This window comes from Variovorax sp. CF079, assembly GCF_900101545.1.
Taxonomy (GTDB): Bacteria; Pseudomonadota; Gammaproteobacteria; order Burkholderiales; family Burkholderiaceae_C; genus Variovorax.
In genome coordinates, this window is sequence record NZ_FMZU01000016.1 from 68510 (window position 1) to 91285 (window position 22776).

Here is a 22776-nt window from a genome sequence, read left to right on the forward strand (position 1 = left end):
GGCGCGCATGCTAGAGCGCGGCTGACAAGCCGATCCCGCCATGGCACCATAACCCTCCGCTGGCACTGCCCAGCCGGGGGTGATGGGATGCCGCTGAAACAGCAGATCCGCTTCTGCACCGCGCCCGACGGCGTGCGGATCGCCTATGCCACGAGCGGCAGGGGGCCGCCCCTGCTGAAAGTCGGCAACTGGCTCTCGCATCTCGAGTTCGACCTCACCAGCCCGGTCTGGGGCCACGTCCTCGAGATGCTGTCGTCCCGCAACACCCTGGTGCGCTATGACCAGCGCGGCACCGGCCTGTCGGACCGGGAGGTCGAGCAGGTGAGTTTCGAAGTCTGGCTGCAAGATCTGGAGACGGTGATCGATGCCGCCGGCCTCGAACGCTTTCCGATGCTCGCGATCTCCCAGGGCGTCAGCCTGGCCATCGCCTACACGGCGCGCCATCCCGAGCGGGTGAGCCGCCTGGTGCTGCAGGGCGGCTATGCGCGCGGGCGCAGGAAGCGCGGCGGTGGGCGGGTGCTCGACGAGGAAGCCGAAACGCAGGCGAAGCTGATGGAGATCGGCTGGGGCCGTGCGGATGCGGCCTTCCGCCAGTTCTTCACGAGCCAGTTCCTGCCCGAAGGAACGCCCGAACAGCATCAGTGGTTCAACGAGCTGGCGCGCGTGTCGACCTCGCCCTCCAACGCGGCGCGCACCTTGCGGGCCTTCGACAGCATCGACGTGTCCGACCTGCTGCCGCAGGTGCATTGCCCGACGCTGGTGCTGCATGCCACCGGCGATCTGCGCGTGCCCTTCGACGAAGGCCGCCTCATCGCGGGCGCCATCACGCAAGCCCGCTTCGTGCCGCTGCACAGCGTGCACCACCTGATGCTCGCGCAGGACGAGGTCTGGCCGCTGTGGGTCGAAGAGGTGCGGGACTTCCTCGGCACCGCCGATGCCGGGGCGCAAGACCCGGCGCTCGCACGCCTGACTGCACGCGAGCGCGAGGTGCTGGAACTCATTGCGCAGGGCCGCGACAACACCCAGGCGGCGGCGGCGCTGCAGCTCAGCGAAAAGACGGTGCGCAACCACATCACCAGCATCTTCGCCAAGCTTGAAGTCGAAAACCGGCCGCAGGCGATCGTGCTGGCCCGCAACGCCGGTTTGGGACGCGGCTGAGGCCTACCCCGGACCGTGGTCCCGGGCTTTGCGTGTCGTGCGGCCCGCCGAACGCGATTTCCGGGACCACCGCCTCATGGTCCCGAAGGCTGCTTCTTCGAACAATGAGTTCATCCCCTGACGCGTTCGAAGGAGCCCACCATGCAGTCCGTACAGACCGTGTCGTCCCAGGCGACATCCACCCTCCGCTATGCCCGTTGCATCGAGAACTCGAAGCGCATCCGCTGGGACATCGATCGCGACGTGATCCGCCAGCGCGAGTTCGGCGCGGCCGACAAGTTCCTGCCCGACGGGCTGACGCTGCTGCAGGAGCGCCTCGCTTTCCTGAGCTCCGGGGAGCGGCGTTTCCTGAACCGAATCCAGGGCCGCACCTATGCCAACATGTTCGGCCTGCTCGAACGCTTCGTCGGCGCCAAGATGCTCGAAGTGAGCCGCGATCACTGGTTGGGCGACCAGGTGGCGCTGGAGGCGCTGGTGCGCTTCACCGACGAGGAGCTCAAGCACCAGGAGCTGTTCCGCCGCATCGAAGGCCTGGCCGCGCGCTGCATGCCGGCCGGCTACCTGTTCGTGCCCGAGCCCAACACGGTGGCGCAGTTCGTGCTCGGCAAGTGCACCTGGGCTGTGCTCGCGCTGACCTGCGACGTCGAACTCGTCACGCAGGTGCACTACCGCGAGAGCATTGCGGTGGATGCCGAGATCTCGGCGCTCTTCAAGGACGTGTTCCTCTTCCACTGGAAGGAGGAGTCGCAGCATGCCGTGCTCGACGAACTCGAGTGGCAGCGCGAGGACGCGAAGCTCACGCCGGAAGAACGCGATGCGGCCGTCGACGATCTCATCGCGCTGGTGGCCGGCATCGACGGCCTGCTGCAATTGCAGGCGGAGGCCGATAGTGCGTACTTCATGGCCAACAAGCCGCAGGCCGGCGTGCTGGACGCGGGCGAGGTAGAGACCATCCGCAAGACCCTGCTGTCGGCCTACTGGTGGCAGTACATCCACTCGGGTGCAGGCCAGGCGCGCTTCGGCGAACTGCTGACGGGGCTGATCACGCCTGCGCAGGGCCAGCGCATCCAGGCCGCCCTGGCCGGACTGCAATGATGCCGGCTAGCGAGGCGCGGTGCGATCGGCCGGCAGCACGATGGTTGCGCGGCCGTCGCGCGAGCGAACTGCATCGGAGCCGCTGGAGGGCGGTGGCGCGCCGGCCGGGCTGACGATCGTGGCGCGGCCGTCGGCGGAGGGCGCCGTGACGTCCGTTGGCGGGCCGCCGAGGGCGCGGTCCAGCGCGTTGCCGGCGGCGCGGATGCAGGCTTCGCGCGCCGGCGCCGCCAGCGTGCCGCTGTTGCAGGCCGCGATCTCTCTTTCGTAGCGTTGCCGGGCCTGCACCTCTTGGGCCGATTGGGCGCCCGCGGCCGTGGCCGCCGCCAGCAGGACGGCGCAGAACATCGCGGCAGGAATGCGCTTCGGGTTCATGGTTTGCCTCCGTGTGGGATCACGATGGCCCATGCTGCCTCAGTTCGGCGTCGGCTGCTGCTTCAGCGGCGGCGCCCCTTCCGGCGCATCGGCAGGGTCGGGCGCGCGGCCGCGGATGCGCGCGACCGTGCGCTTGATCCAGTGTTCGATGTCATCGATGTAGGTGAACACCGCCGGCACCACCAACAGACTCAGCACGGTGGAGGTGATCAGGCCGCCGATCACCGCCATCGCCATCGGCGCGCGGAAGCTGGAGTCGGCCGCACTCAGCCCGAAGGCGATCGGCGTCATGCCGGCACCCATGGCCAGCGTGGTCATGATGATCGGCCGCGCGCGCTTGTGGCAGGCGTCGCGCAACGCGTCCCAGCGGCTCATGGCGTGGTCGCGGCGAGCGACGATCGCGTATTCGACCAGCAGGATCGAGTTCTTGGTCGCTACCCCCATCAGCATGATGAAGCCGATCATCGAGGGCATGGAGAGCGCCTTCTGGCCGATCAGCAGGCCGAGGAAGGCGCCGCCGAGCGCCAGCGGCAGCGCGCACAGGATCGTGACCGGGTGCAGGAAGTCCTTGAACAGCAGCACCAGCACGATGTAGATGCACAGCACGCCGGTCAGCATCGCCAGGCCGAAGCTCGCGAACAGCTCGCTCATCATCTCGGCGTCGCCGACCTCGGCCACCCGCACGCCGGGCGGCAGGTTCTGGATCGAGGGCAGCTTCATCGCCGCGGTCTTCGCATCGCCCAGGCCGACGCCCGAGAGCTCGATCTCGAAGTTAACGTTGCGCGAGCGGTCGTAGCGGTCGATCACAGCCGGGCCGCCTTCCATCGTCAGCGTGGCGACCTGGCCGAGCATCACGGGGCCGTTCTTGCCGGGCACGCTGAGCCGTTCGAGCAGCGCGAGGTTCTGGCGCGCCGAGTCCTCGAGCTTGACCACGATCGGCACCTGGCGCTGCGCCAGGTTGAGCTTGGGCAGCGCCTGGTCGTAGTCGCCCAGGGTCGCGACGCGCAGCGTCTCGGCGATGGCCGAGCTGGTGACGCCCAGGTCGGCCGCGCGCGCGAAGTTCGGGCGCACCGCGATCTCGGGACGAATCAGGCTCGCGGTCGAAGTGATGTTGCCCAGGCCGGGAATGGTGCGCAGGTCCTTCTCGACCGCGCGCGCCGCGCTTGTGAGCGCCGCCGGGTCTTCGCCGGTCAGCACCAGGATGTACTTCTCGCCCGAGCCACCCAGGCCCACGGTGCTGCGCACGCCGGGCAGGGTCTCGAGCGCCCTGCGGATCTCGTTCTCGATGCCCTGCTTGCGCGGCCGGTCGCCGCGGTCCGCCAGCTTGATGGTGAGCGTGGCCTTGCGCGTTTCGGGCGTGCCGAAGTTGGCGAAGGGATCGCCGCCCGCGCTGCCGCCGCCCACTGTGGTGTAGACGCTCTTCACATGCTCGACCGCCATCACGCGTTGCCGCGTCTCCTCGGCCATCGCCATGGTCTGGGTCAGCGTGGCGCCCGGCGGCAGCGACAGATAGACCTGGGTCTGCGAGTTGTCGTCGGGGGGGATGAAGCCGGTCTTGAGCAGCGGGATCATCGCCACCGAGCCGAAGAAGAAGAGGGTGGCCAGCACCATGGTGGTGAAGCGGTGCCGCAGGCTGCGCTCGGCCAGGCGCATGTAGAAGGCGAGCCAGCGCGGCTCCTTCTCGGCGCCGACCAGGGGCTTCAGGATATAGGCCGCCATCATCGGCGTCAGCATCCGCGCCACCACCAGCGAGGCGAACACCGCCAGCGAGGCGGTCCAACCGAACTGCTTGAAGAACTTGCCGGCCACGCCGCTCATGAAGGCGGTGGGCAGGAACACCGCGATCAGCGTGAAGGTGGTGGCGATCACCGCCAGGCCGATCTCGTCGGCGGCCTCCATCGCCGCCTGGTAGGGGCTCTTGCCCATGCGCAGGTGGCGCACGATGTTCTCGACCTCCACGATCGCGTCGTCCACCAGGATGCCGACCACCAGCGAGAGCGCCAGCAGCGTGACCACGTTGATCGAGAAGCCCAACAGGTACATGCCGATGAAAGCCGGGATCGCCGACATCGGCAGCGCCACGGCCGAGACGAAGGTGGCGCGCCAGTCGCGCAGGAACAGCCACACCACTAGCACGGCGAGCAGGGCGCCTTCGTAGAGCAGGTGCAGCGAGCCGTCGTACTCTTCCTGCACCGGCTCGACGAAGTTGAAGGCCTCGGTGAGCTGGATGTCCGGATGCTGCGCGCGCAGCTCGGCCAGCGCCTTCTGCACCGCGCCGCCGACCTCGACCTCGCTCGCGCCGCGGCTGCGCGCGACTTCGAAGCCGACCACCGGCTTGCCGTCGAGCAGCGCGGCAGCGCGCGGCTCGGCGATGGTGTCGGAGACGCGCGCCACCTGGTCGAGCCGGATGCGGCGGCCGTCCGAGAGCGGGATCTGCATGTCCGCCAGCTCGTCGGCCGAGCGCACGGTGGCCAGCGTGCGCACCGGCTGCTCGCTGCCGCCCAGGTCGGTGCGGCCACCGGCGCTTTCGGTCTGTACCTGGCGCAGCTGGCGCGAGATGTCGGCCGCGGTGGCGCCGAGCGCCTGCAGCTTGCCCGGATCGAGGTCGATGTGCACCTGGCGCGTGACGCCGCCCACGCGGTTGACGGCGCCGACGCCGCTGATGGCGAGCAGCTTTTTGGTCACCGTGTCGTCGACGAACCAAGAGAGCCCCTCCGGGTCCATGCGCGAGGAGGCGATGGTGAAGGCCAGCACCGGCTGGGCCGCGAAGTCGAGCTTGTTGATTACGGGGTCGCGCACGTCGGCCGGCAGGTCGGCGCGCACGCGCTGCACCGCGGAGCGCACGTCGTCGACCGCTTCCTGCACCGGCTTCTCGAGGCGGAACTCGACGATCAGCGTGGCCGCGCCGTCCTGCACCTTGGTCGTGATGTGCTTCAGGCCCTGCACGGTGGCGATCGAGTTCTCGAGCTTGCGCGCGACGTCGGTCTCGAGTTGCGAGGGCGCGGCGCCCGGCAGCGAGGCCGAGACGGTGACGGTCGGCAGGTCGATGTCGGGGAAGTTCTGCACCTTCATCGCGTTGAAGGACAGCAGCCCCGCGAAGGTGAGCAGCACGAACAGCATCACCGCCGGGATCGGGTTGCGGATGGACCAGGCCGAGACGTTCATGGACGCTGCTCCTTGTTCGGCAAGGCGTCCACCACCCGCACCAGGTCACCGTCGTTGAGGAAGCCGGCGCCCTGGACCACCACGCGCGCATCGGCCGGCAGCCTGGTCGTGATCTCGACGCGATCGCCGACGCGGCGGCTGGTCTCGACCTTGAGCTGCGCGACGCGGTTGTCCGGCTGCAGCAAGAGCAAATGGTTGAAACCGTCGCGCGGCACGATCGACGCCTGCGGCACGGTGAGCGCGCTGCTGCGGCCGAGCTGGAAATCGCCGCGCGCGAACATGCCGGCCTTGATGCCGGTGTTCTCCAAAACGTTGGGAATGTCGACGTACACCAGCGCCGCGCGCGTCTGCGGATCGACCGTCGGCGCGATGCTGCGCACCTTGCCGCTGACCTGGGCGCCGCTGGCGCTGATGACGATGGCCGGCGTGCCGACCGCGACGCGGCTCAGTTCGGCCGAGGTCACCTCGGCGCGCCATTCGAGCCGGCCCTGGCGGATCAGCCGGAACAGCTCGGTGCCGGCGCTGAGCACACTGCCTACGGTGGCGGTGCGCGAGGAGATCACGCCGTCGTCGGGCGCCAGCACCTGCGTGTTGCGGCCGCGCACCTGCTGCGCCGCGAGCACGGCCTCGGCCGCTTCAACGCGGGCCTTGGCCGTCTGCTCGGTGGTCTGGTACTGGTTGATCTGCTGCTGGCTCAGCGCGCCGGTGGCCTGCAGCGTGCGGGCTCGCGCGGCGTTGCCGGCTGCATCGGCGGCGGTGGCCTTGGCCTCGGCGAGCGAGGCGCGTGCCTGCGCGACGTCGGCCTGCACGGTCTCGGCCGAGAAGGTGGCGAGCACCTGGCCCTTCTTGACCACGTCGCCGACGTTGACCCGCACCTCGGCCAGGCGCAGGCCGTTGGATTCGGAGCCGATGCTGGCTTCCTGCCAGGCCGCGACATTGCCGTTGGCCGCGAGCGTGACGGTGAGCTCGCTGGTCTCGGGCTTGGCGACGGTCACGGTCAGCGCCGGCTTGGCCGGCGCTGCCGCCGCATCCTTGGGCTTGGCGGCAGCGCCCTCCGGCTTGCCGCGCGAGAACATGAACGCGGCCGCGGCGAGCAGCACGACCACGGCGAGCACGATGACGAGGGTGGAACGCTTCATTCTTTTCATGATGGCGACGTTGCTGTCGTTGAGGTCGTTGTTGTCGTTGCGGATCCGGGCCGCGTCCAGCCGCCGCCCATCGAGCGATAGAGCGCCACCCAGGCCTCGGCGCGCTCGCGCTGCAGCGAGACGCGCGCGGTCTGCGCCGCGAACAGCGTGCGCCGCGAATCCTCGAGTTCGAACAGGCTGGCCAGGCCGCTCTGGTAGCGCGCGCTGGTGGCATCGAAGGAGGCCTGGTAGTTCTGCACCGCGGCATCGGCATCGCCGGCGCGCGCATCGGTGCTCTGCAGGTTGATCAGCGCTTCCTCGACTTCGCGCACCGCCTGGCGCACGTTGGCGCGGTAGAGCGCGACGGCCTCGTCGTAGCGCGCCCGCGCGGCATCGACATTGGCCGCGAGCGTGCCACCGTCGAAGATCGGCACGCTGAGCGCGACCGGGCCGATGGTCCAGCTGTCCATCGTCTCGCGGATGCCGCTGGTGCGGATCTGCAGCCGCCCGATCGAGCCTTGCAGCGTGAGGCGCGGAAAGCGCTGCGCCAGCGCCGCGCCGGCGTCGGCGCTCGCCGCGGCCACGCCGAGCTCCGCCGAGTACACGTCGGGCCGCTGCGCAAGCGCCTCGGCCGGCACGCTGGCGACGGCCTGGACTGCCGGCAGCGGGCGATCGACCGGCGCGGCATCGAGCTTGGCCTGCAGCGTGCCCGCATCGATGCCGCTCAGCGCGACCAGCGCCTGCTGCTGCACCGCGCACTGCGCCCGCTGCTGCGTGAGGCGCGCCGACGCATCGGAGGCACCGGCGCGTGCGAGTGCGGCGTCGGCCGGCGCGGTGAAGCCGGCGCGCATCGACAGATCGTTCAGCCGTGCGGTCTCGGCACGCGACTGCGTGTCGGATGTGGCCACGGCGAGTTGGCGCCGGCAGGCGCGTTCGCCGAGGTAGGCGGTGGCGGTCTCGGCTGCGATCGAGACCCGTGCCTCGTGCCATTTCGCATCGGCGCCCGCAAGCCGAGCCTGGCTCGCATCGCGGCTCGCGCGCAGGCCGCCGAACAGGTCGATTTCCCAGCTCGATTGCAGGCCAGCCTGGATCGTCGTGACCGGCGGAATCGCGGTGAGGCCGCTGCCGCTGCTACCGGTGCCGCCGAAGCCGCTGGTGGGCGAGTTGCCGCGGCTGGCCGATACGTTGCCCGTGAGATTCGGTGCCAGTGCCGCACCCGCAGACACGCGCGTCGCGCGCGCCTCGGCAATGCGCGCGGCCGCGCTGGCCACGCTGGGACTCGCGGCCTGTGCCGCGTCGATCAATTCGACCAGGAGCGGATCGTCGAGCTGGCGCCACCAGTCGGCCAGCACGGGCAGCGAGCCGCCATGGGGCAGGGGCGTGTGCCATTGCGCGGGCGTCGGTGCCGTCACCTGCTCGGGCGGGCGCGGCAGTGCGCAGGCCGACAGCAGCAGGGGAAGCGCGAGCCAGAGCGCGGGAAGCCGGGAGTTCCTCATGAGAAAAGCGTTCCGCAAAAGTGGCGTGGCTGGCGAACCGATCGTTCGCCGCTGGGCCGGGGCGCAGCCGGGTGGGCCGTGCAAGGCGCGCAGCATAGCAAGTCTGCGAGCCTCGAGAACCATTTGCCCTTACTGCAATTCGAAAAACCTCGCATCCTAACCAAGTGCTAAGAATTCGTTGATGCCGAACTCGTCGGCCATTGATGCGCCGCAGGATGCGCGCGCTACGATCCGGCCATGTCCGCCGCCACCGCGCCACCGCCCGCACTGCCGCTCGATGCCGATGGCATCCTCGCGCTCGCCGCGCGCTCGATGTTCCATTTGTTCTCCAGCATCAGCCAGGGCATGTTCCTGGTCGACCGCGGCGGGCGCATCGTCTGGGTCAACGAGGGCTACCGGCGCTTCCTGCCGGCGCTGGGCTTCTCGTCCATCGACCAGTTCCTCGGCCACCAGGTGGAGGACGTGATTCCCAACACGCTGATGCATCGCGTGCTTGAAACCGGCGAGCCGATCCTGATCGACCTGCTCACCAACAAGGCCGGCACCTTCGTCGTCAGCCGCATTCCCTTGCGCGAGGAGGGCGAGGGCGGCGCGGCCGGCGCGGTCATCGGCGCGATCGGCATCGTGCTGTTCGACCATCCGGAAGACACGCTGCAGCCGCTCATCAGCAAGTTCGCGCTGCTGCAGCGCGACCTCGACGATGCGCGGCGCGAACTCGCGAGCCAGCGCAACAACCCGCTCTACCAGCAGTCGGCCGACGGCTTGCGCCGCTCGAAGTACACCTTCGCCAGCTTCATCGGCAGCAGCCCGGCGGCGGTGGAGGTCAAGCGCCATGCGCGGCGTGCGGCGCAGTCTTCCAGCCCGGTGCTGCTCCTGGGCGAAACCGGCACCGGCAAGGAGCTGCTCGCGCATGCGATCCACGCGGCCTCGGCGCGCGCACAGAAGCTCTTCGTGAGCGTGAACATCGCGGCCGTGCCCGACACGCTGCTGGAGGCCGAGTTCTTCGGCGTCGCGCCCGGCGCCTATACCGGCGCCGACCGCAAGGCGCGCGAAGGCAAGTTCAAGCTGGCCGACGGCGGCACGCTGTTCCTCGACGAGATCGGCGACATGCCGCTCGGCCTGCAGGCCAAGCTGCTGCGCGCGCTGCAGGAGGGCGAGATCGAGCCGCTGGGCTCGAACAAGCTGGTGCCCTTCGATGCGCGCGTGATCGCGGCCACTTCGCGCGACCTCGCGGTGCTGGTGCGGGAAGGGCGTTTTCGAGAAGACCTGTACTACCGGCTCAACGTGTTGCCGGTGCGCGTGCCGCCGCTGCGCGAGCGGCGCGCCGACATTCCGGCGCTGGTCGAGGCGCTGGGCGAGGACATGGCGCTGCGCAGCGGTGAGGCGCCGCCCGAGCTCACGCCCGATGCGCTGGCGCTGCTGGCCGCGCAGCACTGGCGAGGCAACATCCGCGAGCTACGCAACGTGCTGGAGCAGGTGACCATGCGCAGCGATTCGCAGCGCATCGACGCGGCGCAGCTCGAGCGCATCCTGCGCGAGACCGGGCAGGAAAAGATTGCGGCGCCCGATGCGCTGCCGGCGGCCTCCGAAGCCGACGACGGCAAGGCGCTGCTGCGGCCGCTCGCGCAGCAGATCGCGGAGCTGGAACGCCGGGCGATCGCCGCCGCGATGGCGGAGACCGGCGGCAACAAGCTGGCGGCGTCCAGGCTGCTCGGCATCTCGCGCGCGACGCTCTACGAACGTCTGGAAAACCCTGACTGAGAAACGTACAACTGTCTGAAATTAAGGCATTTCAAGTGTCTTGATTCCAGTCTTCCGCGTCTTCGTACGAGGGAAAGTCCTTTGCCATCAAGGCGATCGTGACTGGCACGAACTGTGCAATATTCAGTCATCCCAAATCAGGAGACAAAGAATGCACCGTCGTCACATCGTCGCTATCGCGGCGCTCGCCACCTTGGCCGCTTCGGCTCTCACGACCCCCGCCTGGGCCCAGTCGAACGAGATCAAGATCGCCCACATCTACAGCAAGACCGGTCCGCTCGAAGCCTATGGCAAGCAGACCCAGACCGGCTTCATGATGGGCCTCGAATACGCCACGGGCGGCACCATGGCCGTCAACGGCAAGAAGCTCGTCGTGATCGAGAAGGACGACCAGGGCAAGCCCGACCTCGGCAAGTCGCTGCTGGCGGCGGCCTATGCCGACGACAAGGCAGCGCTCGCGGTCGGCCCCACGTCCTCCGGCGTTGCGCTGGCGATGCTCCCGGTGGCGGAGGAATACAAGAAGATCCTGCTGGTCGAGCCCGCGGTGGCCGACTCGATCACCGGCGACAAGTGGAACAAGTACATCTTCCGCACCGGCCGCAATTCGAGCCAGGATGCGATCAGCAATGCGGTGGCGCTCGACAAGCCCGGCGTCAGCATCGCCACGCTGGCACAGGACTATGCCTTCGGCCGCGACGGCGTGAAGGCCTTCAAGGATTCGGTCAAGAAGGCCAAGGTCGTCCACGAGGAGTACCTGCCGCAGAACACCACCGACTTCACGGCCGGCGCCCAGCGCCTGATCGACAAGCTCAAGGACCTGCCGGGCCGCAAGGTGATCTGGATCGTGTGGGCCGGCGCCGGCAACCCGTTCAAGATCGCCGACCTCGACCTGAAGCGCTACGGCATCGAGATCGCCACCGGCGGCAACATCCTGCCGGCGATGGCCAGCTACAAGCAGTTCCCGGGCATGGAAGGCGCGACCTACTACTACTTCGGCATCCCGAAGAATCCGGTGAACGAGGCGCTGGTCGCGGCCCACTACAAGCAGTTCAAGACGCCGCCGGACTTCTTCACGGCCGGCGGCTTCTCGGCTGCGATGGCGGTGGTGACGGCGCTCAAGAAGACCGGCGGCGACACCGGCACCAACAAGCTCATTTCCACCATGGAAGGCATGAGCTTCGACACGCCCAAGGGCCCGATGACCTTCCGCAAGGAAGACCACCAGGCGCTGCAGAGCATGTACCACTTCAAGATCAAGGCCGACCCGGCGTTTGCCTGGGGCGTGCCGGAGCTGGTGCACGAGATCAAGGCGTCCGAGATGGACATCCCGGTAAAGAACAAGCGCTAGCCCGATGCTCGAAACGCGCGGACTCACCGTCCGTTTCGGAGGCCATGTCGCCGTCAACGATGTCAGCTGCAGCTTTGCACCCGGCACGCTGACCGCGATCGTCGGCCCGAACGGCGCGGGCAAGACCACCTACTTCAACCTGATCTCGGGGCAACTCAAGGCGACGGCCGGCACGGTGTTGCTCGACGGGCAGTTGCTGTCGGGGCAGAGCGCCTCGGCGCGCACCCGGGCCGGGCTGGGCCGGGCCTTCCAGTTGACGAATCTCTTTCCCAATCTCACGGTGCTCGAGAACGTGCGCCTCGCGGTGCAGGCGACACGCGAGGGCGCGCACCGGCGCGGGCTCAATCTCTGGAGCATCTGGAGCGATCATCGCGCGCTGACCGAACGCGCCGATTCGATCCTGGCCGAGGTCGCGCTCAAGGCCAAGGAGCATGCGACGGTCGCAAGCCTGCCCCACGGCGACCAGCGCAAGCTCGAAGTCGCGCTCCTGATGGCGCTCGAACCGAAGGTCTTCATGTTCGACGAACCGACGGCCGGCATGAACGCGGCCGAGGCGCCGGTGATCCTCGACCTGATCCGCGCGCTCAAGAAAGACGGGACGAAGACCATCCTTCTGGTCGAGCACAAGATGGACGTGGTGCGCGAGCTCGCGGACCGCATCATCGTCCTGCACAACGGGCAGCTCGTGGCCGACGGCGAGCCGTCGGAGGTGATCGCTTCGCCGATCGTGCAGGAGGCCTATCTGGGCGTCGCGAAGGAGGCTGCATGAGCGCGAACCTCCTGGAGCTTCAAGGCGTCCATACCCACATCGGCGCCTATCACATCCTCCACGGCGTCGACCTTGCGGTGCCCCGCGGCCAGCTCACGATGCTGCTGGGCCGCAACGGCGCCGGCAAGACCACCACGCTCAGGACCATCATGGGCCTGTGGCATGCGTCCGAAGGCCGCGTGCGCTTCGGCGAACAGGACATCACTGCGCTGCACACGCCGCAGATCGCCGGGCTCGGCATCGCCTACGTGCCCGAGAACATGGGCATCTTCTCCGACCTCACGGTCAAGGAGAACATGCTGCTCGCGGCGCGCGCGGCCAAGAACGCCGAGCAAATGGACGACGCACGCCTGAAGTGGATCTTCAAGCTCTTCCCCGCGGTGGAGAAATTCTGGAATCATCCGGCCGGCAAGCTCTCGGGCGGCCAGAAGCAGATGCTCGCGGTGGCCCGGGCGATCGTCGAGCCGCGCGAGCTGCTGATCATCGACGAGCCCAGCAAGGGTCTCGCACCGGCCATCATCAACAACATGATCGACGCCTTCAGCGAGCTCAAGAGGAGCGGCGTCACGATCCTGCTGGTCGAACAGAACATCAACTTCGCGCAGCGCCTGGGCGACACCGTGGCCGTGATGGACAACGGGCGCGTGGTGCACAGCGGGACGATGGCGGCCTTCTCGGCCGACGAACAACTGCAGCAATCGCTCTTGGGGCTGGCACTATGAAACTCGACTTCGACTGGAAGCCGATGGCGCTCGTGCCGGTGATCGCGCTGATCGCGTTCCCGCTGACCGGCTCCTTCTCCACCTGGCTCACGCTCACCGTCGCCGGACTCGCGATGGGCATGATCATCTTCATCATCGCCTCGGGCCTGACGCTCATCTTCGGCCTGATGGACGTGCTCAACTTCGGCCACGGCGTGTTCATCGCGCTGGGCGCCTTCGTGGCCAGCACGGTGCTCGGCGGCATGAGCGACTGGACCGGCTCGCAGGAGCTGTGGCGCAACCTGGTAGCGGTCTTCCCCGCCATGCTGGTCGCGATGGCGGTGGCCGGCGCGGTCGGCCTGGCCTTCGAGCGCTTCATCGTGCGGCCGGTCTACGGCCAGCACCTGAAGCAGATCCTCATCACCGTGGGCGGCCTGATCATCGGCGAAGAGCTGATCAAGATGATTTGGGGTCCGGGACAACTTCCGTTGCCGCTGCCTGATGCACTGCGCGGCTCGCTGCTGGTGGGCGATGCGGCGATTAGCAAGTACCGCATCCTTGCGGTGGCGGTCGGCGTCTTCGTTTTCGGGGTCCTGGCCTGGACGCTGGGCCGCACCAAGATCGGCTTGCTGATCCGCGCCGGCGTGCAGGACCGCGAGATGGTCGAGTCGCTCGGCTACCGCATCGGGCGCCTGTTCGTCGGCGTGTTCGTGGTCGGCAGCGCGCTCGCGGGACTGGGCGGCGTGATGTGGGGCCTGTTCCAGCAGAACCTCATTCCGCAGATGGGCGCGCAGGTCAACGTGCTGATCTTCATCGTGATCATCATCGGCGGCCTGGGCTCGACCACCGGCGCGCTGATCGGCGCCTTGCTGGTCGGCCTCATGACCAACTACACCGGCTTCCTGCTGCCGACCGCGACGCAGTTCGCCAGCATCGCGCTGATGGTGGCGGTGCTGCTGTGGCGGCCGCAGGGCGTGTACCCCGTCGCCAGCAGCCGTTGATCCTTCGACCCTTCGACAAGCTCAGGACTCAGGACGATCGGATTCATTCATGCTGTCTCGCCTTCTTTCCAACGACATGCCGCGCAGTCGCGTGCTCGCGGTGCTGCTCGTCGTGCTGGTGCTGGGCCTGGCCTTCGCGCCTTTCATCTTCCCTGGCGTCAAGGCCTTAAGCGTCGCGGCAAAGGTGCTGGTGTTCATCGTGCTGGTCGCGAGTTTCGACCTGCTGCTCGGCTACACCGGCATCGTGAGCTTCGCGCACACCATGTTCTTCGGCATCGGCGCCTATGGCATCGCGATCTCGGCGACGCGGCTCGGGCCCGGCTGGGGCACCGTGCTGCTGGGCCTGGGCGCGGCGCTCGCGGTTTCGCTGGTGCTGTCGCTCGCGATCGGGCTGTTCTCGCTGCGGGTGCGCGCGATCTTCTTCGCGATGATCACGCTCGCGGTGGCCTCGGCCTTCCAGACGCTGGCCTCGCAGCTGTCGGATTTCACCGGCGGCGAGGACGGCCTGACCTTCAAGCTGCCCGAGCTGATCTCGCCGAGCTTCGAGTTCGCCGAAGAACCTTTTCTCGGCGTCTCGCTCGACGGGCGGCTGCTCTGCTACTACCTGCTGTTCGTGACCGCGGTGGTGCTCGTGCTGGCCTTGCTGCGCATCGTGAACTCGCCCTTCGGCCGCGTGCTGCAGGCGATCCGCGAGAACGAGTTCCGCGCCGAGGCGATAGGCTACCGCGTGGTGGTCTACCGCACGACGGCTTCGGTGCTGTCGGCGCTGTTCGCGACGCTGGCCGGCGCGATGCTCGCGATCTGGCTGCGCTACAACGGACCCGACACCTCGCTCAGCTTCGAGATCATGGTCGACGTGCTGCTCATCGTCGTGATCGGCGGCATGGGCACACTCTACGGCGCGGCTGTCGGCGCGGCGCTCTTCGTGGTCGCGCAGAGCTACCTGCAGGACCTGCTGCGCATCGGCAGCGAAGCCACGAGCGGCGCGCCCTGGCTGGCGGCGCTGCTCTCGCCCGATCGCTGGCTGCTGTGGCTGGGCGTGCTGTTCGTGCTCTCGGTCTACTACTTCCCGACCGGCATCGTCGGTCGCCTGCGTGCGAGGGCTCTCCGATGAACGCACCGACTTCGAACTACCTGCAGATCGCGGGACGCGAGATCCACTGGATGGATTGGGGCACGCCCGGCGGCCCTGTGCTCATAGCCTGGCACGGGCTGGCCCGCACCGCTCGCGACATGGACGAGCTGGCCGTGCGCTTCGCCGAACGCGGTTTCCGCGTGATCTGCCCCGACACCATCGGCCGCGGCCTGAGCCAGTGGAGCCCGGCGCCGGACGACGAGTACCAGTTGTCCTTCTATGCCCGCCTGGCGACCGGTCTCTGCGACGCGCTCGCGCTCGAGCGCGTGCACTGGGTCGGCACCTCGATGGGCGGCGCGATCGGCATGGTCTGTGCCGGCGGGCTGCTGGAGCCGCGCATGAAACCGCGCATCGCGAGCCTGGTGCTCAACGACAACGCGCCGCAGATCGCGCAAGCCGCGGTCGAGCGCATCCGTTCCTATGCCGGCCAGCCGCCCGCCTTCGACACCGTGGCCGAGCTCGAGGCTTTCTTCCGCACGGTCTACAAGCCCTACGGCTGGCTCAGCGACGCGCAATGGCGCCGGCTCACCGAGACCTCCACGCGCCGCCTGCCCGACGGCCGCGTGACGCCGCACTACGACCCGGCCATGGTGCGCCAGTTCGTTGCCCATCCGGAGGACTACCTGCTCTGGTCGCACTACGACGCGATCGAAGTGCCGGTGCTGTGCCTGCGCGGTGCGGAGTCGGATCTCGTGCTGCCGGCGACGCTGGACGAGATGCGTCGCCGAGGCCCCGGCGCCGCGGGGCGCCTGCAGATCATCGAAGTGCCGGGCTGCGGTCATGCGCCGGCGCTCAATGTGCCGGAGCATCTGGCGCCGATCGAGGCCTTTGTGCGCGCCGCCGGCACGTGATTGATGCAATGGCCACAATCGGCCGCTGCATCAATCCGGAGCTTTCATGACGCTTTCCCTCTACGACATCTCGATCCCGGTGTTCATCCGCGGGCTCGGCCAACTCTCCCATCTGCTGGACAAGGGGCTCGCGCATGCGCAGGCCTCGGGAATCGACCCAGCGACGCTTGTCGATGCGCGGCTCGCGCCGGACATGCTGACCTTGGCAGGGCAGATCCAGCGCGCCAGCGACGCCTCCAAGCTCGGTGCCGCGCGGCTGGCCGCGATCACGGCGCCGAGCTTTCCCGATACCGAGAAGACCTGGGGCGAACTGCAGGCGCGCATCGCCAAGACGGTCGACTTCCTGAACAGCGTCGATCGCGCCCAGATCGACGGCTTCGAGGAACGGTCCGTCTCGATGAAGGTGGGCAGCAACGAGCTGGAGTTCACGAGCCAGCGCTACCTGCTGCAGTTCGCGCTGCCCAACTTCTTCTTTCACGTAACCACGGCCTACGACGTGTTGCGGCACAGCGGCGTGCCGATCGGCAAGCGCGACTACCTGGGCCGCTATTGAACTCAGGCCGAACGCGTCGGCCAGCCGCTCAAGTGGCGTTCCGCGATCGCGGCCAGCGCCGTGATCCACGCGCTGCTGTCGTTGAGGCAGGGGATGTAGTGGAATTCCTTCCCGCCCGCATGCAGAAAGGCCTCGCGGCCTTCCATCGCGATCTCTTCCAGCGTCTCCAGGCAGTCGGCCGGAAAGCCGGGGCACATCACGTCGACGCGCGCGACGCCCGTCGCGCCGAGTTCTCGCAGGGTCGGATCGGTGTAGGGTTCGAGCCATTTCGCGCGGCCGAAGCGGGACTGGAAGGTGACGCGGTACTGCTCGCGCGTGAGTTGCAGCCGTTCGGCCAGCAGGCCGGCGGTTACTAGGCACTGGGCCTGGTAGGGGTCGCCGAGCCGGATATTGCGCTCGGGGATGCCGTGGAAACTCATCACCAGCTGGTCGGGCCGGCCGTGGTCTTTCCAGTAGCGGAGCGCGCTCTGGGCCAAGGCCTCGATGTAGAGCGGCTCGTCTTGGTACTGATTGACGAAGCGGAACTCCGGCACGCGGCGCACGCGCGCGCTCCAGGCGTTGACGGCATCGATCACACTCGCCGTGGTGGTGGCCGAATACTGGGGATAGGCCTGCAGCACCAGCACGCGGGTCGCGCCTTCGGCCTTGAGCGCATCGAGCTGCGCGGCGATCGACGGGTTGCCGTAGCGCATCGCGTCGCGCACCGTCACGCGGTGGCCGCGCTCGCCGAGCCAGCCCGCCAAAAGGGTGGCCTGCTTCTTCGTCCAGACCTTGAGCGGCGAGCCTTCGGGCGTCCAGATGCTGGCGTACTTGGCAGCCGACTTGGCGGGTCGCGTGCGCAGGATGATGCCGTGCAGGATCAGCGCCCACAGGGCCCGCGGAATCTCGACCACGCGCGGGTCGCCCAGGAAATCGGCAAGGTAGGGACGCACCGCGGCGGCGGTCGGCTCGTCGGGCGAGCCGAGGTTGCACCAGAGCACGGCGGTGCGCTCCTGGTTCGTTTCGACGGCAGGAGCTTCAGGGCGAAAAGGCATGCGCTATTCTCGGTCATGGCCTTTGCGACCCCCGATTCCCTGACCCTCGACGTGAAGCGCATCGCCGCGATCACGCTCGACCTCGACGACACGCTCTGGCCGATCTGGCCCACCATCGAACGCGCCGAGCGCGTGCTCTACGAATGGCTGGTGCGCGAGGCGCCGAAGACCGCGAACCTGCTGGTGACGCCCGGCGTTTTGCGCGAACTGCGCGAGGCCACGGCCAAGGAGCGTTCCGATCTTGCGCACGACCTGAGTGCGCTCAGGCGCGAATCGATACGCACGGCGCTCAGGCGCGCGGGCGAAGACCCGGCGCTGGCCGATCCGGCCTTCGAGATCTTCTTCGCCGAACGCCAGCGCGTGACGCTCTACGACGACGCCTTGCCCGCGCTCAAGTGGCTCAGCGAACGCTATCCGCTGGTGGCCGTCTCCAACGGCAATGCCGATGTCCATCAGACCGGAGTCGGGCGCTGGTTTCGCGCCGCCTTCAACGCGCGCGAGTTCGGCAGCGGCAAGCCGCATGCACCGATCTTCCGCGCCGCCGCGGCCTCGGTCGGCTTGCTGCCCAAGGATGTGCTCCACGTCGGTGACGATGCGGCGCTCGACGTGGTCGGTGCGCTCGATGCCGGCATGCAGGCCGCCTGGCTGGTGCGCGACGAGCGGCCCTGGGAACATGGCGCGCGGCCGCAGCTGATCGTGCCGAACCTGCATGCCTTGTGCATGGCGCTCGACGCAGGTTGAGAGGACTCAGCGCGGGGCAGCCGAACGGGTCAAGGCATCGTTCAGCGTGTTCTGGATATTGAGGTTCTTGATCATGCCCATCGCGTTGCTGCGGGCATCGATCACGGTCTGATTCACGATGTGCTGGTTGTTCAGCGTGTTCTGGATGATGGTGCCCGCGCCCGTCGACAGGACGTCCGGAGCGACACTGTTGCTCGGCCCGGTTTGCACCAGGTTCAGCGCCGTCATCTGCTGGTTGAGCTGCGCGGCTTGCGCCGGCGTCAGCTCGGACAGCCGGCCGAAATTGAGCGTGGTTTGAGTGACCAGGTCGCCGTTGATGTAGACGGCACGCGTGATGCCGAAGCTGACCAGCAGGCCGCCGCCCACATCGAAGCCGCCGCGCAGGCCGTCCAGCGTCCGGTCGCTCACGGCCTCCCACACGGCGTCGGCCCGCGCCGGCAGGCACAGGGCCAAGCCGAGCAGGGCGCAGAGCAGGCGGGCGGTGCGCATCAGAACTCTCCCGGTCCCAGCTTGGGCAGGGTGATGTGGGAGAGGCCTTCACGGCTGACGCCGCCGCCCAGCGGCGCACGCGGCGCCACGCGCCAATCGGCCGCCAGGTTGAAGCGCGCCGACTCCATGCGGTTGTGAACCACGAACAGCAGGTTGTTCTTCCAGATGGCTTCGAAGGTCTTGCGCGGCAGCGCGCGCGTGCCTTGCGCCGGGTCGCCGATCAGCACCCGGTCGGCCTGCACGCCCTTGACCACCACGAAATGGTGATACCCGTTCTCGTTGATCAGCACGATGGCGGGAACGCGTGCCTCGTTGAGCTTGTCCAGCGGCTGTTCGAAGCCGTCGGCCTCGAAGCCGTGCGCGGCCAGATAACGCTTCATGTCGAGCAGCGAGAAGCCCTCGGTGTGAATCTTCTTCTTGTCGCCGCGGGCGTACATCTCCTCGAACACCATCTGCTCCGTGACCGGGTGGCCGTAGTGGTGCGTGAGCAAGGTGGCGAGCGCCGCCGATCCGCAGCTGAAGTCGTACTTCTGCAGCAGCGTGCCGGCCAGGCGTGCCTGCCGCATGCTGACGACCGGCATGATCACGTCGCCCGTGCCCATGGACGGCAGGTGCGCCACCTGACCCGGTGCTGCGCTGGCCGCCGCGATCAGCGAGATGAAGAGCAAGAGGCCGCGCAGCATCGGGCCCCCGTCAGTTCATCTGCAGGTGAAGGATCACGGCGTTCTGGATCAGCACGTTCGCGCCGGTGTTCTGGATCACCACCGGCAGGCCGGTCATGTTGGCAAAGGATCCTGAACTGATGGCGTTGCTGCCCGTCGTGACGTTGCGGGCCGTGTTGTCGGCCGTTGTGCCCGTCAGTTCCATCTCGTTGTGCACCAGCTGGTTGCCGCCGCGGTAGGTGGCGAGCACCGCCGAATCGACGGGTTTGGAGAACGCCGTCGTGCCGTTCGGCACCACCGACGTCTGCGCCGCGGCGCTTTGCGCCAACATCAACGCCGCGACCAGGCCGACGGACCCGAAGAGTGCGATCGATCTCATGTGTCTCTCCGGTGAGCGAGCCGGCATCGCCGCGCGGCCTGCATGCGCTGCAGGCCGCACGGCGAGTGCGAGCTCTGGGGCCTACCGTCCCACGGCCAGGTTGGCCTGCACGTTCACGCTTTGCTGGACCAGCGACGAGAAGCCGCTGTTCTGGTTCGCAATCATGATGCCGGCCGCCGACTGTCCGACGCTGGTCATGGTGTTGGACATGTTGAATGTCCCGGCGTTGACCGTGTTGGTCCCGCCCGCACCGCCGCTGCCGCCTTCGCCCACGCCGCCCGTGCCGCCGTTGCCGGTGTTGGTGCCGCCGTTGCCCGCACCACCGGCGCCGCCCGCGCCGCCGCTGCCCGCGGTGTTGTTGCCGTTACTGGCGCTGCCGTTGGTCGCGCTGCCGTTGGTGGCCGACCCGCCGGCGCCGCCGGTGCCTGCGCCTGCCGTGCGCGAGCCGCCATTGGTGCTGGTGGCCGTGCCGTCGTCATCCGCAACCACGATGCCGCTGGCATTGAAGCCATTCGCACCGCCGCCGTAGCCGTCGCCGCCTCTGCCCGCACTGGCGCTGCCATTGGTCGCGCTGCCATGGCTGATGGCGCCGTTGGAGGCGTTGCCGCCGGTCGCACCGACTGCGCCGTTGCCGCCGGTGCCGGTGCCGGAGGCCGAGCCGCCGCGGCCGACGCCGCCGTAGCCGCCATTGCCGGTGCCGCCCGCGGCGGAGCCGTTGTTGTAGGCCTGGTTGCCGATGTTGTAGACACTGTTGCCCGTCACCACGCCGGTCAGATTGCTGGTGGCCGTCGCCTTCGTCACGTTGAAGGCATTGCTGAAGGTTCCGGTGGAGCCGTTGTTGAGCGCGGCGGAGCGTGCAGCGCTGGTGTAGGCGTCACCCGAATCCTTGTTGGTGCTGCTGTCGCTGCGCGACGAGGTGCGCGTGCTGGTGCTGGTCCTCGTGCTGCTGGAGGTACTGGTGTTCGTGCTCGTGTTGTCGCCTTCACCGGTCAATTGAACCGCGAGCTGGCCCGTGTCGTTGGCAAACGCCACACCGCTGAACCCGAATGCAACCGTGATGGCCGAAGCCAGAAGTGTCTTCTTCATAGGGTCTCCATTTGTTGACGTGACAAAGCGCGGATGAGTTGCGTTCCCGCAATTCAAGAGACCTCGTGCAACTTCGGTGCCAACACAGCGTGGCCTCATTCGCATGGCGCTCGTCTCCGAGGGAAGCGCCCCTCCGGTTGCCCTGGCCGTGCGCATTTCGCCGGCGCGCGCACGGCCGTGCAATCGAACGATTTGTCACAGCGCCTTGACGGTTGTGTAGGACCGATCGCACGTGCGGTAGTGCTTTCGCCTTGGGGGACTCCGGGTTCGGCCGGACGACTGGATGCGCCTGCTGTCTCACCGCTGTGACAGGCGGCCGCGCCATGGAGCGAGCGCGTTGCCGGTCTCTTGCGTTGTGCCGCAAGGACTTGCGTCGCACTGCGTGCGCTGCGAGGCGCCAGGGAAGCTCGAGCGAAACTGCATCAGTTTTGAGACAGTGCATTCGCCATTACTTTTGTTTTCAACTTGCATCTTGCCACGTTTTGAAAGATGCGTTTACGCTGGTGCGCGACATTCAACCCCCGAGCGAAAAAACAAGGGAGGTGGAGATATGGAGACATCCCGGCAGCACAGGACGCTTGCGTTCCTGGCCTGTTCTTCATTGGCATGGTCGGGCGCTGTTGCGCAGGCCCAGGGTACATCGCCCGCCAGGAGCGCGACCAAACGCATGGAGGCGCTGCAGCAGCAGTTGACTGAGCAGGGACGTCAGATCGAGGCACTGCGGCAACAGGCGCAGGAGCAGGAGGCCCGGTATCGCGAACTGCAGGAGCGCTTGCAGACCCAGGAGGCGCGCAGCGCACCGCCACCCGAAAGCAAGCCCGCGGCGACCGAGGTCGCCGACACCGGCCCGCGACCGGTGCGGGTAGGCGTGGCGCCCAGCGGCGATGCGCTTCAGATGCCCGAGGTGGCGCCGATCTTCGATCAGCCCGGCATCCTCACGCCGCGCGGCAAATATGTGATCGAGCCCTCGCTGCAATACGCCTATTCGTCGAACAACCGCGTCGCGCTGGTGGGCTACACGGTGATCCCCGCGTTGCTGATCGGCCTGGTCGACGTGCGCGAGGTCAAGCGCAACACCCTGACCGCCGCGGTCGCCGGCCGCTGGGGCATCACCAACCGGCTGGAACTGGAAGCGAAGGTTCCCTATGTCTATCGTTCCGACTCCACCATCAGCCGCGAGATCTTCACCGGCTCCGCGAACGAACGGGTGTTCGACACCAGCGGCCGGTCGATCGGCGACATCGAGCTTGCGGCGCGCTACCAGTTGAACGAAGGCAAGGGCAACTGGCCCTACATGATCGGCTCGCTGCGCTTCAAGACCCGCACCGGCAAGGACCCCTTCGAGGTGGTCACCGACTGCATCACGCGCTGCATCGGCAACACGACGGGCAGCGGCCTGCCACTGGACCTGCCGACGGGCTCGGGCTTCTATTCGCTGCAGACCGGGCTCACCTGGCTGCTGCCCACCGATCCGGCGGTGTTCTTCGGCAGCTTCACCTATACGCACAACTTCGGCCGCGACAACCTGAGCCGCCTGGTGCTGAACGGCGAGCGCGAGTTCATCGGTTCGGTCAAGCCTGGCAATATCTTCGGCGTCAACTTCGGCATGGGGCTGGCGCTCAACGAGCGCTCGTCATTCAGCGTCGGCGTGGAGCTCAATTCCATCGGCAAGACCAGGCAGAACGGCATACCGGTGGTGACCTCGGTACGCACGCAGCTGGGATCGCTCAATCTGGGCTACTCGTACCGGATCAGCGACAAGACCGCGGTGAACGTGACCGTGGGTGCAGGGCTGACGCGGGATACGCCCGACCTCACATTGACGGTCAGGGTGCCGATGTCTTTCTAGCCGG

21 protein-coding genes are annotated in these 22776 nt (G+C 67.8%); 12 read left to right on the forward strand and 9 right to left on the reverse strand.

Annotated features, from left to right (window positions below; genetic code table 11):
• Positions 1–87: 87 nt before the first annotated feature.
• Together BLS74_RS35545 and BLS74_RS21370 are read left to right on the forward strand one after the other, a co-directional pair.
• Positions 88–1158, forward strand: a complete 1071-nt coding sequence (locus tag BLS74_RS35545) for an alpha/beta fold hydrolase (RefSeq protein ID WP_093109155.1) — start codon at positions 88–90, stop codon at positions 1156–1158.
• 141 nt (positions 1159–1299) lie between these two features.
• Complete coding sequence (locus BLS74_RS21370; protein WP_093109156.1) at positions 1300–2253, forward strand: hypothetical protein; 954 nt, start codon at positions 1300–1302, stop codon at positions 2251–2253.
• 6 nt (positions 2254–2259) lie between these two features.
• Here the strand turns inward: BLS74_RS21370 and BLS74_RS21375 are convergent, their stop codons facing one another.
• From BLS74_RS21375 to BLS74_RS21390, 4 genes are read right to left on the reverse strand one after another with little or no spacing between them, the layout of a single operon-like run.
• Complete coding sequence (locus BLS74_RS21375) at positions 2260–2625, reverse strand: hypothetical protein (RefSeq protein WP_093109157.1); 366 nt, start codon at positions 2623–2625, stop codon at positions 2260–2262.
• 39 nt (positions 2626–2664) lie between these two features.
• Positions 2665–5790 carry an efflux RND transporter permease subunit gene (locus BLS74_RS21380; RefSeq protein ID WP_093109158.1) on the reverse strand — a complete coding sequence of 1042 codons (3126 nt, stop codon included), beginning with the start codon at positions 5788–5790 and terminating at the stop codon, positions 2665–2667.
• Positions 5787–6938 (reverse strand): efflux RND transporter periplasmic adaptor subunit, encoded by a 1152-nt coding sequence (locus BLS74_RS21385; RefSeq protein ID WP_093109159.1) that lies wholly within the window; start codon positions 6936–6938, stop codon positions 5787–5789. Before BLS74_RS21385 ends, BLS74_RS21380 begins: the two co-directional genes overlap by 4 nt.
• A complete protein-coding gene (locus BLS74_RS21390; protein ID WP_093109160.1) occupies positions 6935–8413 on the reverse strand; it encodes an efflux transporter outer membrane subunit in 1479 nt (492 codons plus the stop codon). The genes BLS74_RS21385 and BLS74_RS21390 overlap by 4 nt, the downstream gene beginning before the upstream one ends.
• A 237-nt stretch (positions 8414–8650) precedes the next feature.
• Here BLS74_RS21390 and BLS74_RS21395 point away from each other — a divergent pair, with 237 nt between their 5' ends.
• From BLS74_RS21395 to BLS74_RS21430, 8 genes are all read left to right on the forward strand, one after another.
• Positions 8651–10174, forward strand: coding sequence for a sigma-54 interaction domain-containing protein (locus tag BLS74_RS21395; protein WP_093109161.1), 1524 nt, complete (start codon positions 8651–8653; stop codon positions 10172–10174).
• A gap of 151 nt (positions 10175–10325) precedes the next feature.
• Positions 10326–11522: a substrate-binding domain-containing protein gene (locus tag BLS74_RS21400; protein WP_093109162.1), complete on the forward strand. Its 1197-nt coding sequence runs from the start codon at positions 10326–10328 to the stop codon at positions 11520–11522.
• Positions 11523–11526: 4 nt separating this feature from the next.
• Complete coding sequence (locus BLS74_RS21405) at positions 11527–12291, forward strand: ABC transporter ATP-binding protein (protein WP_093109163.1); 765 nt, start codon at positions 11527–11529, stop codon at positions 12289–12291.
• Positions 12288–13013, forward strand: a complete 726-nt coding sequence (locus BLS74_RS21410) for an ABC transporter ATP-binding protein (protein WP_093109164.1) — start codon at positions 12288–12290, stop codon at positions 13011–13013. Before BLS74_RS21405 ends, BLS74_RS21410 begins: the two co-directional genes overlap by 4 nt.
• Positions 13010–13993 carry a branched-chain amino acid ABC transporter permease gene (locus BLS74_RS21415; RefSeq protein ID WP_093109165.1) on the forward strand — a complete coding sequence of 328 codons (984 nt, stop codon included), beginning with the start codon at positions 13010–13012 and terminating at the stop codon, positions 13991–13993. Before BLS74_RS21410 ends, BLS74_RS21415 begins: the two co-directional genes overlap by 4 nt.
• A 49-nt stretch (positions 13994–14042) precedes the next feature.
• Positions 14043–15107: a branched-chain amino acid ABC transporter permease gene (locus BLS74_RS21420; RefSeq protein WP_093109166.1), complete on the forward strand. Its 1065-nt coding sequence runs from the start codon at positions 14043–14045 to the stop codon at positions 15105–15107.
• Entirely contained in the window at positions 15104–15979 is an 876-nt protein-coding gene (locus tag BLS74_RS21425; protein WP_093109167.1) for an alpha/beta fold hydrolase, read from the forward strand. The genes BLS74_RS21420 and BLS74_RS21425 overlap by 4 nt, the downstream gene beginning before the upstream one ends.
• 46 nt (positions 15980–16025) lie before the next feature.
• On the forward strand, positions 16026–16532 hold the full coding sequence (locus BLS74_RS21430; RefSeq protein WP_093109168.1) for a DUF1993 domain-containing protein: 507 nt from the start codon (positions 16026–16028) through the stop codon (positions 16530–16532).
• 2 nt (positions 16533–16534) lie between these two features.
• Here the strand turns inward: BLS74_RS21430 and hemH are convergent, their stop codons facing one another.
• Positions 16535–17566: a ferrochelatase gene (gene hemH, locus BLS74_RS21435; protein ID WP_093109169.1), complete on the reverse strand. Its 1032-nt coding sequence runs from the start codon at positions 17564–17566 to the stop codon at positions 16535–16537.
• 15 nt (positions 17567–17581) lie between these two features.
• On the opposite strand from hemH, the gene BLS74_RS21440 reads away from it, so the two are divergent.
• Positions 17582–18307: an HAD family hydrolase gene (locus BLS74_RS21440; protein WP_093109170.1), complete on the forward strand. Its 726-nt coding sequence runs from the start codon at positions 17582–17584 to the stop codon at positions 18305–18307.
• Positions 18308–18313: 6 nt separating this feature from the next.
• Here the strand turns inward: BLS74_RS21440 and BLS74_RS21445 are convergent, their stop codons facing one another.
• From BLS74_RS21445 to BLS74_RS21460, 4 genes are all read right to left on the reverse strand, one after another.
• Positions 18314–18796 (reverse strand): hypothetical protein, encoded by a 483-nt coding sequence (locus tag BLS74_RS21445; protein ID WP_093109171.1) that lies wholly within the window; start codon positions 18794–18796, stop codon positions 18314–18316.
• A complete protein-coding gene (locus BLS74_RS21450) occupies positions 18796–19476 on the reverse strand; it encodes a C39 family peptidase (RefSeq protein ID WP_244503955.1) in 681 nt (226 codons plus the stop codon). Before BLS74_RS21450 ends, BLS74_RS21445 begins: the two co-directional genes overlap by 1 nt.
• Positions 19477–19489: 13 nt before the next feature.
• Positions 19490–19837: a hypothetical protein gene (locus tag BLS74_RS21455; protein ID WP_244503949.1), complete on the reverse strand. Its 348-nt coding sequence runs from the start codon at positions 19835–19837 to the stop codon at positions 19490–19492.
• 81 nt (positions 19838–19918) lie between these two features.
• Positions 19919–20923, reverse strand: coding sequence for a hypothetical protein (locus BLS74_RS21460; RefSeq protein ID WP_093109173.1), 1005 nt, complete (start codon positions 20921–20923; stop codon positions 19919–19921).
• Between the two features lie 550 nt (positions 20924–21473).
• Between BLS74_RS21460 and BLS74_RS21465 the strand changes: the two genes are divergently transcribed.
• On the forward strand, positions 21474–22772 hold the full coding sequence (locus tag BLS74_RS21465) for a SlyX family protein (RefSeq protein ID WP_093109174.1): 1299 nt from the start codon (positions 21474–21476) through the stop codon (positions 22770–22772).
• The last annotated feature ends 4 nt before the right edge of the window (positions 22773–22776 follow it).